General features: G+C 71.3%; 14 protein-coding genes and 1 pseudogene. 7 read left to right on the top strand and 8 right to left on the bottom strand.

From position 1 onward, the window contains the following. Positions 1 to 204: 204 nt before the first annotated feature. The 5 genes and pseudogenes from ACIREO_RS13825 to ACIREO_RS13805 form a co-directional block, all read left to right on the top strand. Positions 205 to 1001: pseudogene (locus ACIREO_RS13825) on the top strand (glycosyl hydrolase 115 family protein); the annotation flags it as partial. A gap of 52 nt (positions 1002 to 1053) precedes the next feature. Next, complete coding sequence (locus ACIREO_RS13820; protein ID WP_404108597.1) at positions 1054 to 1458, top strand: hypothetical protein; 405 nt, start codon at positions 1054 to 1056, stop codon at positions 1456 to 1458. A gap of 148 nt (positions 1459 to 1606) precedes the next feature. Next, on the top strand, positions 1607 to 2707 hold the full coding sequence (locus ACIREO_RS13815) for an NADH:flavin oxidoreductase/NADH oxidase (RefSeq protein WP_404108595.1): 1101 nt from the start codon (positions 1607 to 1609) through the stop codon (positions 2705 to 2707). A 29-nt stretch (positions 2708 to 2736) separates the two neighbouring features. Beyond that, on the top strand, positions 2737 to 3465 hold the full coding sequence (locus ACIREO_RS13810; protein ID WP_404108592.1) for a class I SAM-dependent methyltransferase: 729 nt from the start codon (positions 2737 to 2739) through the stop codon (positions 3463 to 3465). Positions 3466 to 3515: 50 nt separating this feature from the next. After that, positions 3516 to 3863 carry an ArsR/SmtB family transcription factor gene (locus ACIREO_RS13805; RefSeq protein WP_404108589.1) on the top strand — a complete coding sequence of 116 codons (348 nt, stop codon included), beginning with the start codon at positions 3516 to 3518 and terminating at the stop codon, positions 3861 to 3863. A gap of 16 nt (positions 3864 to 3879) precedes the next feature. Here the strand turns inward: ACIREO_RS13805 and ACIREO_RS13800 are convergent, their stop codons facing one another. Together ACIREO_RS13800 and ACIREO_RS13795 are read right to left on the bottom strand one after the other, a co-directional pair. Continuing rightward, positions 3880 to 5250, bottom strand: coding sequence for an FAD-dependent oxidoreductase (locus tag ACIREO_RS13800; RefSeq protein ID WP_404108587.1), 1371 nt, complete (start codon positions 5248 to 5250; stop codon positions 3880 to 3882). Positions 5251 to 5341: 91 nt separating this feature from the next. Next, positions 5342 to 6004 carry a DUF305 domain-containing protein gene (locus ACIREO_RS13795; RefSeq protein WP_404108753.1) on the bottom strand — a complete coding sequence of 221 codons (663 nt, stop codon included), beginning with the start codon at positions 6002 to 6004 and terminating at the stop codon, positions 5342 to 5344. Positions 6005 to 6185: 181 nt separating this feature from the next. Between ACIREO_RS13795 and ACIREO_RS13790 the strand changes: the two genes are divergently transcribed. Continuing rightward, positions 6186 to 7676 carry an LVIVD repeat-containing protein gene (locus ACIREO_RS13790; protein ID WP_404108584.1) on the top strand — a complete coding sequence of 497 codons (1491 nt, stop codon included), beginning with the start codon at positions 6186 to 6188 and terminating at the stop codon, positions 7674 to 7676. A 172-nt stretch (positions 7677 to 7848) separates the two neighbouring features. Here ACIREO_RS13790 and ACIREO_RS13785 read toward each other — a convergent pair whose 3' ends face one another. The 5 genes from ACIREO_RS13785 to ACIREO_RS13765 form a co-directional block, all read right to left on the bottom strand. Then, positions 7849 to 8031, bottom strand: coding sequence for a hypothetical protein (locus ACIREO_RS13785; protein WP_404108581.1), 183 nt, complete (start codon positions 8029 to 8031; stop codon positions 7849 to 7851). 80 nt (positions 8032 to 8111) lie between these two features. Further along, positions 8112 to 8837, bottom strand: coding sequence for an HAD family hydrolase (locus ACIREO_RS13780; RefSeq protein WP_404108579.1), 726 nt, complete (start codon positions 8835 to 8837; stop codon positions 8112 to 8114). A gap of 30 nt (positions 8838 to 8867) precedes the next feature. After that, positions 8868 to 9563 carry a phosphatase PAP2 family protein gene (locus ACIREO_RS13775; protein WP_404108576.1) on the bottom strand — a complete coding sequence of 232 codons (696 nt, stop codon included), beginning with the start codon at positions 9561 to 9563 and terminating at the stop codon, positions 8868 to 8870. Between the two features lie 34 nt (positions 9564 to 9597). Beyond that, positions 9598 to 10533, bottom strand: a complete 936-nt coding sequence (locus tag ACIREO_RS13770; RefSeq protein ID WP_404108574.1) for a M56 family metallopeptidase — start codon at positions 10531 to 10533, stop codon at positions 9598 to 9600. Positions 10534 to 10618: 85 nt separating this feature from the next. Then, complete coding sequence (locus ACIREO_RS13765) at positions 10619 to 11233, bottom strand: DUF5134 domain-containing protein (RefSeq protein ID WP_404108571.1); 615 nt, start codon at positions 11231 to 11233, stop codon at positions 10619 to 10621. A gap of 180 nt (positions 11234 to 11413) precedes the next feature. On the opposite strand from ACIREO_RS13765, the gene ACIREO_RS13760 reads away from it, so the two are divergent. Continuing rightward, positions 11414 to 12010, top strand: a complete 597-nt coding sequence (locus ACIREO_RS13760; protein ID WP_404108569.1) for a GNAT family N-acetyltransferase — start codon at positions 11414 to 11416, stop codon at positions 12008 to 12010. On the opposite strand, the gene ACIREO_RS13755 is transcribed toward ACIREO_RS13760, so the two are convergent. Then, entirely contained in the window at positions 12000 to 12650 is a 651-nt protein-coding gene (locus ACIREO_RS13755) for a glycerophosphodiester phosphodiesterase (protein WP_404108750.1), read from the bottom strand. The two genes, ACIREO_RS13760 and ACIREO_RS13755, sit on opposite strands and share 11 nt — an antisense overlap. Between the last annotated feature and the right edge of the window lie 146 nt (positions 12651 to 12796).

Below are 12796 nucleotides of genomic sequence, written 5' to 3'. Positions count from 1 at the left end.
ACAACACCTTGGGGAGGGGCCACCCGGCCCGGTTGGGCCGTTCCCACCCCCGGCGCGCGGTGGTTTGCCACCCGCCCCCCCCCCGCCCCCCCCCGCGGGGGGGGGGGGGGGGGCCCCCCCCCCCCCCACCCCCGTCCCGCGCATCGCCTTTGGGTGCGCGGGACGGTGCCGAAAGTTTCGGAGGCCACCCGGCGCGCGCGGGGGACCGCCTCGCTCCCCAACATGTGGGACCAGCTCCACCAGAGCGCGGCCTACGGCAACCACGGCCTCTGGGTCACCAACGTGGGCGATCTCAAGGGCAACGAACTGCCCACCCAGTTCTTCCTGGAGTACGCCTGGGCGGGTCACCGAGGACCGGCAGCGGCTGGCCGCCGCCGCGGAACGCGTCCGGCGGGGCCTGCCCGCCTCCGCCCAGGACGCCTGGTACGAGCTCGTCGGGTACGCGGTGCGTGCCACCGCCAATCTGTACGCCCTGCGGGAGGCGGAATTCACCAACCCGCACTACGCGCCCCAGGGCCGCGCTCTGACCAACCAGCTCGCCGCCACCGCCGAGGCGGGGCCGGCCGAGGACCTCGCCCTGGCGCGGCGCTTCAACACCGAGGTGGCCGACGGAAAATGGGAGGGCTTCCAGACGCAGCCGCACATCGGATACGGCGACGTGGGCCGGTATGGTCCCAACGCCCCCTGGCAGCAGCCCGAACTGGACAACGTGGCGATCGCGGACGAGATCTTCCCCGCCGGACGGACTCACTTACGCCGTCTCCTTCGACGGCGAGGCCCCGCAGCCCGTCAACATCACCGAGGTCACGGGGCCGGACGACGGCACCATGAACACCCAGTGGGCCCGCAACACGTCGGACAACGTCAACCGCACCGCCACCGCGCATCACATCGGCCGGGCCGGCGCCCACGTGCTCAAATTCTGGATGGTCGACCCGACCGTGGTACTCCAGAACCTCGTGGTGGACACCGGCGGCCTCAAGCCCAGCTATCTGGGCCCCGCCGGAGAGTCTCCGGCTGAGCTGACCGGAGAGGGACGAGGAGGCGGCAGGGATGAGCATCGAGATCCGGGACACCGAGGGACGCGGTGCGGCGCTGGAGGTGGCCCCAGGCCCCGCGGAGGGGCCTCTCCAGGTCGGAATCGTGATCGAGGGCCCCTCGGCGCACGCCTCCTGGTCCTGCACCCCCGCAGCGGCCAGGGAACTGGCCGCGGCGCTCGTCGCGGCGGCCGGTGAAGCGGAGAACGCGCGGTCGGGGGAGCCCGTCACCGTCAAGGCGCGCGAGCTGCTGCGTGGCGACGTACGGGACGGCGACCGGCTCATGACGGTGGAGTCCGTGAGGACGGACGGGGCGAACGTCCAGGTGACCTGGACCTCGGGAGGCGGACGCAGCTGGAGCCAGATGTACGCGGCCGATGCCGACATCCGGCTCAGGCGACGGCTCCGGCCGGGGAGGTGAGCGGGGCGTCGCTCCGTACGGGCTTCGTATTTCGACAATCGCCGTAGTACGGTGAATGCCGTAGTACGGTGAATCTCGTACGAAGCGACGGCCCGGCGCGCCCGGGCCGTCGCGACGCCCGTCGCATCCCGAGGAACCGGAGTCTCCTGTGAGTGCACTGTTCGAGCCCTACGCCCTGCGGTCGCTGACCGTTCCCAACCGCGTCTGGATGGCTCCGATGTGCCAGTACAGCGCGGAAGCGTCCGGTCCCGACACGGGCGCGGCCAACGCATGGCACTTCGCCCACTACGCCTCGCGTGCGGTAGGCGGTACCGGGCTCGTCCTGGTCGAGGCCACCGCCGTCAGCCCGGAGGGCCGCATCAGCCCCGCCGACCTCGGGATCTGGAACGACCGTCAGGTGGAGGCGTTCCGCGGGATCACCAGCTTCCTCGCCGGTCAGGGGACCGTCCCCGGCATCCAGCTCGCCCACGCGGGACGGAAGGGATCCACCGACCGCCCCTGGCGCGGCGGAGCCCCCATCGGCGTCCAGGACCCCGAGGGCTGGACGCCGGTCGGCCCGAGCCCTCTCGCGTACGACGAGCGCCACACGGTGCCCGCCGAGCTGAGCGCCGAGGACATCCAGCAGGTCGTGCGCCAGTTCGCCGACGCGGCCCGCCGGGCACTCGACGCGGGTTTCCGGGTCGCCGAGATCCACGGGGCGCACGGCTATCTGATCGGCGAGTTCCTGTCCCCGCACAGCAACCACCGCACCGACGCCTACGGCGGCTCCTTCGAGAACCGCACGCGCTTCGCCCTGGAGGTCGTGGACGCCGTGCGGGCCGTGTGGCCCGAGGAGCTCCCGCTGTTCTTCCGCATCTCCGCCACCGACTGGCTCACCGAGAACGAGGACGACCCGCGCGAGGGCTGGACCGCCGACGACACCGTCCGATTCGCCCGTGAGCTGCTCGCGCACGGCGTGGACCTGCTGGACGTCTCGACCGGCGGTCTCGCTCCGAGGGCGCGGATCCCCGTGGAGCCGGGATACCAGGTGCCCTTCGCCGAGCGGGTGCGCAAGGAGACCGGCCTCCCGGTGGCCGCCGTCGGGCTGATCACCGACCCCGTGCAGGCGGAGAAGATCGTCACCGACGGCTGCGCCGACGCCGTCCTGCTCGGCCGGGAGCTGCTGCGTGACCCCTACTTCGCCCGCAACGCCTCACGCGCGCTCGGCGGCGACGCCGAGGCGCCCGAACCGTACGGCTACGCGGTGTGACACCGCGTCTGTGGGTACGCTGAGCGGCGATGTTCACTCCTCAGGGCCCCACAGTGCGCGAACTCGCCGTGCAGGCGTTCTCCTCGACGATGCGCGGATACGACCTGCTCGCCCCGAAGTTCGACCTGACGCCGTACCGGACCCCGGACCGGGTCCTCGATGCCGTCGCCGACGCCGTCCGGCCTCTCGGGCCGTTCGGCCGGGGCCTGGACGTCTGCTGCGGCACCGGAGCGGGGGTCGGGGTGCTGCGCGGGCTGTGCCGGGAGCGGGTGGCCGGCGTCGACTTCAGCGCCGGGATGCTCGACGTCGCCCGGGCCGCCTGTGCCGTCGGCGCCGGCGGCCCGGCGGTGGACTGGGTCCGGGCCGACGCCCTGGCCCTGCCGTTCGCGCGCTCCTTCGACCTGGCCCTGAGCTTCGGGGCGTTCGGCCACTTCCTTCCGGAGGAACGCCCGGCGCTGTTCGGCCAGGTGCACGCGGCGCTGCGCCCGGGCGGTCTGTTCGTCTTCCCGGTGGGCGCGCCGCCCGCGGTGGGCTCCCGGGCCTACTGGTCGCTGCTCGGCTTCGATCTGGCCATGCGGGCGCGTAACGCTCTGTGGCGCCCGCCGTTCGTCATGTACTACCGCACGTTTCCGCTCGCCGGTGTGGTGGACGACCTCGTGAGGACCGGATTCTCCGTACGGCTGCTACCCCTGGAGGAGTTCGGCCGGAGGCCGGACGGCAGCCCTCGTGTCCGGCTCGTGGTGGCGGCTCGTGGATAAAGCTACGACGAATCTCGTACAATGAGGTTCCTGTACGAAGTGGAGGCAACGTGACGTCGAACGCCGCTCGCGTGCTCGCCCACCCCTCGCGCGAGGAGATCCGCGTCGAGGGAGTGCTCCACGCACTGTCCGATCCGATCCGGCTCCGGATCGTGCGTCAGCTGGCAGGCGCGGCCGACGAGCAGGCCTGTTCCCGCTTCGACCTCCCGGTCTCCAAGTCCACCACCACGCATCACTTCCGGGTGCTCCGCGAGAACGGCGTCATCACCCAGTTCTACCGCGGCACCGCCAAGCTGAGCTGCGTACGGACGGAGGACCTGGACGCGCTCTTCCCCGGCCTGCTGGACAGCGTCCTGGGCGGAGTGGAGCTGCAGGCCGAGCGCCTCGGCCCCGGCTGACGCGTTCTCGGCCGGGCTACAGCGGCTCGCCGTGGGCCGCTTCGAGCAGCCCGGACCAGTCGGGGATCTTCACCGGCCCGCGTCCGAGGGAGCGGCCGAGCGCCGCCTCCGCACGTTCGATGGACAGCCAGCCGTCCCATTCCACCGGCCGCAGGCCCTGGCCCCGGAGAGCACCCAGCGGATCCGTGGCCACCTCCCTGCCGACGAGCAGCGGTGCGTCCTCGATCAGCGAGGCGACCGTCTCCTTCGCGCACGACCTGTTCGAACCGATCACCCCCGTGGGGCCACGCTTGATCCACCCGGCGACGTACTCCCCGGGCGACGCCGTCCCGTCCCTGACCACCCGGCCCGCGAGATGCGGCACGGTGCCGCGCACCGGGTCGAAGGGCAGACCGGGCAGGGGCGTCCCCCGGTACCCCACGGCCCGCAGCACGAGCTGCGCCTCGATGTCCTCGTACACCCCGGTGTCCCGTACGCCTCCGGCACCGTCCGGGGCCGTACGCGCGAACCGCACTCCCGCGACCCGCCCGTCCCGCTCCAGCAGTTCGACCGGGCGCAGGAAGAATCGCAGCCGGATACGGCGCTCCCGGCCGGGTGCGGCGGGCCGTGGATCCGCCGCCCATCCCCGGAGCACGTCCAGATTGCGCCTGACCACGGCAGGCAGAGGTGTTCCCGTGAGCCCCACCGCGGCGGCGTAGGCCGGATCGAGCGCTAGCTCCGAGCCGTCGACGGCGATGCGTGCCCCGGGGAGCGCGCCGAGCTCGCGCAGTTCCTTCGTGGTGAACCTGGCCTGCGAGGGGCCGCGCCTGCCGACGATGTGGACCTCCCGCACCCTGCTCGCCACCAGCGCGTCGAGCGCGGCCCGTGGCACGTCCGTGCCCCGCAGCCCGTCGGCGCCGCGGGCGAGGATCCGGGCGACGTCGACCGCCACGTTGCCGACCCCGACCACCACGGCCGAACGGGCCAGGAGCGCGAAGCCGTCGGGGGCCGCGTCCGGGTGGGCGCTGTACCAGGAGACGAACTCGGTGGCGGAGAAACTTCCCGGCAGCCCCTCACCGGGTACGTCGAGCGGCCGGTCGGCAGCGGCGCCGACGCAGTAGACCACCGCGTGGTACATCTCCTTCAGCCGGTCGGGTGACAGTCCGCCCGCGCCCACCCCCACATTGCCGACGAAGGTGATCCGGTCGTCCTCCAGGACCGCCCGGAGACTGCTCTGCAGCGACTTGATCTTCTCGTGGTCGGGTGCCACGCCGTACCGGACGAGTCCGTACGGTGTGGGCAGCCGGTCCAGCACATGCACCCGCACGTCCGGCACCCGCGACTGCAGCAGGGCCTGGGCCGTGTAGACCCCGCTCGGTCCCGAACCCACGACGGCGACACGGAGCACGGCGCACCTCCTCCGGCAGGTTCCCTCCAGCATGGCACCGCCGCGGGGAAGCGGGGAGAGGCGCGCGGGCCCGGCGTCCCGGCGGGGCCCTTCAGGTCATCAGGCCACGCATCCGGTCGATCTCCACGGTCTGCTGGGCGACGACGTCGTTGGCCATCTCCTCCACCAGCACGTTGTTGCCGTCCGTGAGAGCCTCGGTCGCCATGGTGACCGCACCCTGGTGGTGGGTGATCATCAGCTCCAGGAACAGCCGGTCGAAGGCCTTGCCCTTCGCTGCGCGCAGCTGCTCGATCTGCTTGCCGGTCGCCATGCCGGGCATCCCGGAGTGGTCGTGTGTCTCCTCGCGGTCGTCTCCACCGTTCTTTTTCAGCCAACCCTCCATGGCGCCGATCTCAGGCTCCTGTGCTGCCGATATGCGCTTCGCGAGCCGATCGACAGATGTGGAAGAAGCCCGTCCGGGAACGAGAGCGGTGAGCACGAGGGCTTGTCGGTGGTGCTCGATCATCATGCGGGCGTAGCGGAAGTCGGCGGAGTTGGGGGTGTCGTCCCCGGCGGCCTTCACGGCCTCCTCGGCCGACAGCGTCCTTGCCGGTTCGCCGGGTTTTCCGGGCGCCACGACCGAAGGACCCTTGTCCGCCCCGGCCTTGGCCCCGTCGCCGCCGCTGTCGTCGTCGCAGCCCCCCAGGGCGAGAACGGCAGCCGCGAGCGCCGTCGTGAGAGCGGCCGCGCGCAGGCGTCTTGTCCGACGGGGCATCAACACGGCGACCTCCATAGCCACATGAGTCTGCTGCAGACCGTCCTAACACCTACCACCGGCCGGTGATCAAAAACTTTTATTACGTCTCTGTTGCCATCTGTTGGTGTGTACATGGAAGGGACGATACTGCCGGGGTCCATGAACCGTTCGCAGACGGACGGATACAAGGGAGGACGCAGTGATCTCGTTGCACACCACCAGCGTGCGGCGGAGACGCCTGGGCGTGGCAGCAGCCGCAGCCGGTCTCATCGCTACGCTGCTCACGGCCGGACCCACGGCCGCGACGCCCGATCCGGGAGACACCGCCACCACCCGCGGCAGTGTCTCCGCGAGTGAACAGGCCGAAGCCAGAGCCGCCATCGAGAGCGGCGAGATACCCGGCGTGGACGAGATCGTCCACAGCGACAACATCCAGCATCTGGCCAACGTCCCCAAGGACGCGCTGCAGGGGCTCAACACGGACCTGGTCTTCCAGGGGAAGTACGCCTTCGCCGGCAACTACGACGGCTTCCGCATCTTCGACATCGGCAACCCGAAGAAGCCCAGGACCGTCGCGCAGGTGCTCTGCCCCGGATCGCAGAACGACATCTCGGTCTCCGGAAACCTGCTCTTCCTGTCGACCGACTCCTCACGCAGCGACAACTCGTGTGCGAGCACGACGCAGCCCGCCACGGAGAAGGCCTCCTGGGAGGGCATGAAGGTCTTCGACATCAGCGACAAGCGCCACCCGAAGTACGTCGCCGCTGTCGAGACCGCGTGCGGTTCGCACACCCACACGATCATTCCCGAGCGCAAGAACGTGTACGTGTACGTCTCGTCGTACTCGCCCAACGAGACGTTCCCGGACTGCCTGCCGCCGCACGACGGAATCTCCGTCATCAAGGTGCCGCGCAGCGCCCCGGAGGACTCCCGGATCGTGAACTTCCCGGTGCTCTTCCCGGACGGTGGCAACCCGGGTGCGCCGGACAACCCCGGCGTCTCCAGGACCACCGGGTGCCACGACATCACCGTGCTGCCGTCGAAGGACCTGGCGGCCGGGGCGTGCATGGGCGACGGCCTGCTGTTCTCCATCAAGGACCCGGAGAACCCGAAGATCATCGACCGGGTCCAGGACAACGTGAACTTCGCCTTCTGGCACTCCGCCACCTTCAACCAGAAGGCCGACAAGGTCGTCTTCACCGATGAACTCGGCGGTGGCGGCGCGGCCACCTGCAACGACGAGATCGGCCCCCACCGTGGCGCCGACGGCGTCTACGACATCACCGGCAGGGGCGACCACCGCAAGCTGGTCTTCCGCTCCTACTTCAAGATCGACCGCCCGCAGGCCGACACCGAGGTCTGTGTCGCGCACAACGGCTCGATCATCCCGGTCAAGGGCCGCGACCTGATGGTCCAGGCCTGGTACCAGGGCGGGATCTCCGTGTGGGACTTCACCGACTCCGCGAAGCCCAAGGAGATCGCGTACTTCGAACGTGGGCCGGTCTCCACGGACGAGGTCACCACGGCCGGCCCGTGGTCGGCGTACTACTACAACGGCTACATCTACTCCAACGACATCGAGAAGGGCTTCGACGTCCTGAAGCTCAACGACCGGAGAACCGACCCGGCGAAGAAAGTGCGCCTGCAGGAGCTCAACGCGCAGACGCAGCCGGACTACTTCGACCGCTGATCCACCGGTCTGCAACCGCAGGTGAAAGCGAGCGCCCCGCCGGACGGTCTCCGCCCGGCGGGGCACGCTTATCTCATTGACCCCCGGACGGCACGGGGACATGCTGTATCCCTGGTTCCGGCGATGCGGGGGATCGCCGGAATCGGACTCGGGCGTACGCGTCGGCGGCCGCTCAGGCGGCGGCAGGCCGCACGCTCGTACCCGCGGCCGCGGCCCACTCCACCAGCAGGCGCTGGTACTCCGTCTCGCCGTCCGGGGACAGCAGTCCGCCCGAGCGCTGCCACAGGGTGCGAATCTCTTCGTTGACCACGGAGGCGGGGCGCACGACGGCGGACTGGTTCGGATACGGGGACATGTCCACCAAGCTAAACCCCCGCCGGGCCGTCGGACCCACTCGTGGACAGGGATATCCCTCACACCGCGTCCCGGAATCCTTCACGACCGGTACGTGACCGACGCCTCCCCGGTGAGTTCCGGCAGCCCCAGCGCCCGGAGCCCGTCCGGCCGCTCCGCCACCGGCAGATGGTCCACGAAACGGACCTCACAGCCCACGGCGGCCGCGCCCGCGTCGGCGTGGCGGTCGTCACCGACCATGACCACATCCGCGGGATCGAGCTCCAGCAGCGTGCAGGCCGTGCGGAAAAGGCGGGGGTCGGGCTTCTGGACGCCGTGCTCGTAGGACAGGACGTAGGCGTCGACGCATGCGTCCAGGCCGTGCGCGCGGAAGACGGGGCGCAGGTCCCAGCCGATGTTGCTGACGATCCCCACCGCGGTGCCGCTGCTGCGCAGCCCGCCCAGGACCTCCGCCGCATCGGGATAGGGCCGCCAGGCGGCAGGGCTCATATGGCGGTCGTACAGCGCGTCGTACACGCCCGGGTCCGGGAGGTCCGCCTGGCGGGCCAGTCCGGTGTACGCCTCCCGGTGCGCCGGCGCGTTGCGGTCGCGATCGGCCCACGCGACGGCCAGGGACGGTGGGATCCGCGCGGGGACCGGGCCCCCGGGCAGCGCTCCTGCCTCGGTGAGCCGGCGCGTCCAGTCCTCGAAGCCGGCCTGCTCCACGGCTGTGCCCCGTGCGTCGAGGACCGCGCGCAGCCACTCGGCGACGGACTCGATCCGGAAGAGGGTCCCGGAGAAATCGAAAAGTACACCCTTTATTGGCATGAGCCGATCTTCGCCGCCGCCGGTGTGGACCTACAAGCGCCTGACCTCGCCGCGGGCCTGGAGCCGGGCGCGGCCCGTGTACCGGATGTATCCGGCTGCGGAGAGCGAGGCGATGGCACCTCCCAGCAGAACTCCGCCCAGCACATCGCTCAGCCAGTGCACGCCCAGGTAGACACGGGTGAGGGCCACACCGGTCACCGAGACCACGGCAAGCACGAGTGAGCCCCACCACAGCGGCGGCTGCGCGCCGTACAGGCGCAGCAGCCACACGAGCAGCCCACAGGTGACCGCCGCGGTCATGGCGTGCCCCGAGGGGAAGGCCGCGTACTGCGCCGAGTCCACCGGGTCGGGCCACCGAGGACGTTCCCGGCCCACGGCCGCCTTCAGCCCCTGCTGTACGAGTGCGGTGAGCAGACAGGTCGCCGCGACCCATCCCGCGAGCAGCCGGGAGCCGCGCCACCACAGGGTGACCACGACGGCGGCGGTGAGCACGCGCATGGTCCAGGGGTCCCACACCCAGTCCGTCAGCACCCGGCTGACCCGGACCAGCCCCGGTTCGGCCACCGCCCGGCGATGCAACGCCTCGGCCACCGTGGTGTCCAGGGACATCAGGGGCGACCAGCGCACCGCGACCAGCACGAGCAGAACGAGGGACAGAGAGGCACAGACGAGGCCCGTGATCAGGGCGGGGGCCCGGGTGCGCGGGGGGAGCTGAAGGGAGTGCATGGGGACGATCCTCGTCCACGACGCGCGCACGAAGCTATCCCAGGGCACTGAGTCCCGGTACGAAGGCCACCAGCAGCGGTACGACAGGCACCAGCGCCGCGGCGGCGGTCAGCCGCAGCCGACGCCCCGCGGTGAGCCGTTCCACGGGGGCGAGCAGACGGTTCACCCTGAGCGGCACATGCGCGCCGGAGGCCGGAGCCGGGCCGAACACGCCGCGGTCCTCATTGAGTTCGACCAGGGCGAGCGCGATCGTGAGACGCCCGAAGCGACGTGACGCCACGTCGTCCGCGGCCAGCTCGACGAGGCGGTGCATCTCGTCGCGGAACGCGGCGAACACCGGTATCTGCGGGAATCCGGTCGCGAGAGCGTCCGAGCAGTGCAGGAGCCAGTCGTGACGTGCCTGGGCATGGCCCTGCTCGTGTGCCAGCACGGCATCGAGCTGACGCCCTTTCAGCCGGCCGAGTGCCGCGGTGGTGATGACCAGTTGGGGCGCGGCCCCCGGCAGCCACCAGGCGTCGGGCCGTCCGCCCTCCAGCACCACCAGGCGTCCGCTGCCGGGCTCCTCTCCCGGCATCAGCGGGGAACGGACCAGCAGTTCGGTGCGCCGCTGCCGGCGGCGTGCCCCGGCACGGTGGATCTCCCGTACGAGCATGGCGCCGGACCACACCCCGCCGAGCGCCAGCAGGACCGCGATGACGGCCGACCACGGTCCGTACGCGCCCAGGGCGTACGCCTCGACCACGGCATGCGGGGCGGGTGCGAAGACATGGCCCCGGACCGCCTGCCAGGCAGCGGCCGCACTGAGGGTCATGGAGAGCCCGAACGACAACAGGACGCCCGCGACCACGCACTGCCAGACCCACAGGGCGACGACCGGCTCGCGCTCCGGCCATCGGGCCCTCGCCATCAGGCCCGGGGCCACAACGGCAGCCAGTGCACCGAGCAGCAGCAGCACGAGGGAGACCAACATGGGCGTCAGCCTATGAGGGCCGTGGTGCCCACGGGTATGGCCGCGCGTGCCAAGTGACGTAGGACACGGCGTCGAGCGCGGTGCCTCACAGGGTGAGCAGCATGGCGAACATGGCTATCCCCATGGTCAGCCTGCACGCCAGGGCGAGCTCGGGCCGCGCGCCCCAGGGCGGGGCCGTCATGCCTCCGTGGCCGCCGGTGCCCCCGCCGGCCGGTACACCGACGGGCGCCGGAGCGGGTATCAGCCGGCCGGCCGAGCGCAGGAAGTACAGCGCGTAGTAGACCAGCAGCGCCGTCGTCAGCATGGGGATGCCTCCGGCGGACCCGGCCGCTCCCGGTCCGTGGCCCGCGTGGCCGCCGCCCGTGGCGTGGGCAGCCCCAGGCGCCATGGCCAGGGACATGTAGACCATGGCCAGCGAGCCGACCAGATGATGCAGATGGTGACCGCCGCCCCTCGCGTACACGACGGCGTGCAGCGCGGCGCCGCCGAACACCACCGCGTACACCACCCACATCCAGTCCGGGAGCGTGAGCAGGGCCGCGGGCACCGCCATCGCGGCCATCCCGAACCCCATCAGCGCCTCGGCACGCGCCGCTCTGCGTTCCCGCTCAGTGCCGCTGCGGGTCCGCAGCAGGCAGTACGCCCCTGTGGCCCCGCACAACGCCATGAGCAGCCAGCCGGACAGCGCCGGTCCGTGCACGGTGCACCTCCCCCTACGGCGAATCACGCCGGTGTCGTCCCATCGATGCCCCGTTCCGGCTGCTCCTACCGGGGCGCATTGGGGTACTGGGGGAGCGCGCCCGGGCCTGCGGGGGGCGGTCGGGGCCGGGTTAGTCTCGGGGGGAACCCCGTCGGCAGCACACCACCGGAGAAGAGCCACATGGACAGCGCACCGGCCATGGAACAGGCAGAACTCACCTTCCGCGACGCGACCGGCGACGACGTGCCGGACCTGGTGAGGCTCGTCGAGTCCGCCTACCGGGGCGACGCGAGCCGGGCCGGATGGACCACCGAGGCCGACATCCTCCAGGGGCAGCGCACCGACGCCGACGGGGTGCGCGAGCTGCTCGCGGAGCCCTCGGGCCGGGTCCTCGTCGCCGAGCGGGACGGCGGGCCGGTCGCCTGCTGTCAGCTCGAACACCGTGGGAACGCCGCGTACTTCGGCATGTTCGCGGTAAGGCCGGAGCTGCAGGGCGCGGGCCTCGGCAAGGTCATCATCGCCGAGGCGGAGCGCGCGGCGCGCGAGGACTGGGGCGTGAGCGAGATGCACATGACGGTGATCTCGGTCCGCGAGGAGCTGATCGCCTGGTACGAGCGCCGGGGCTACCGCCGTACGGGAGAGCTCACGCCCTTCCCGTACGGCGACGAGCGCTTCGGCATCCCGCAGCGCGACGATCTCGCCTTCGAGCTGCTGGTCAAGCAGCTCTGGAGCGCGGGAGACGGCCGGCCGGAGGCAGCCGGGGGCCTCAGGCGGTGAAGCGGCCCGCGCGCCGGATCTCCGGGTAGTCGGTCGTCGCGCCGTCCAGGCCCAGCGCGCGGACGAGCCGCAGGTGGTCGGGGGTGTTGACCACCCAGCCGATCACCTTCAGCCCCTCCGCGTGCGCGTGCTCGACCACCTCGAGGGTCAGGCGGCGGATGTTCAGGGCGAGCGTCGCCGCGCCCACCGCCTTCGCCCGGTCCACCACATCGCCCTCCCAGCGGCTGGCGATGAGCACCGTACGCACGCCCGGGACCAGCTGCGCGATCTCGGCGACCGCCTCGTCGTGGAACGAGGACACCTCGACGCGTGAGGCCAGACCGCGTCGCAGCATCACCTCGGACAGCGCCCGTGCCGCCGCCACGTCCTTGATCTCGGCCTGGACCGGCGAGCCGATCGCGTCCAGCACCTCCTCGAAGACGGGCACCCGCTCACCCTGCCCGGCGTCGAGCTCGCGCAGCTCCGCCAGTGTCTTCTCGGAGATCAGCCCCCGCCCGTCCGTCGTGCGGTCCACTGCGGCGTCGTGCATCACGGCGAGCGCGCCGTCCTTGCTCAGGTGGAGATCCAGTTCGACGGCGTCCATGCCGGCCTGCTCCGCGTGCGCGAACGAGCGCAGCGTGTTCTCCGGCTCGACACCCATGACCCCGCGATGACCGATGGTGAGAAAAGTCAAGGCACTCCCGCTTCCGTCCGTCGTGTTCACCCCGCGTGCGGCTCCTACCCCCAGGGAACCAGTTCTCGCCTGCAGGGCGGTCACTGGCCTGCCAGTCCGGCGGAAGAAGTTGT

Origin of the sequence: Streptomyces sp. NPDC102441 (assembly GCF_044765585.1) — a bacterium.
GTDB lineage: Bacteria > Actinomycetota > Actinomycetes > Streptomycetales > Streptomycetaceae > Streptomyces.
Note: the sequence above shows the minus strand (reverse complement) of the source record. Positions and strands in the feature narration are given on the sequence as shown.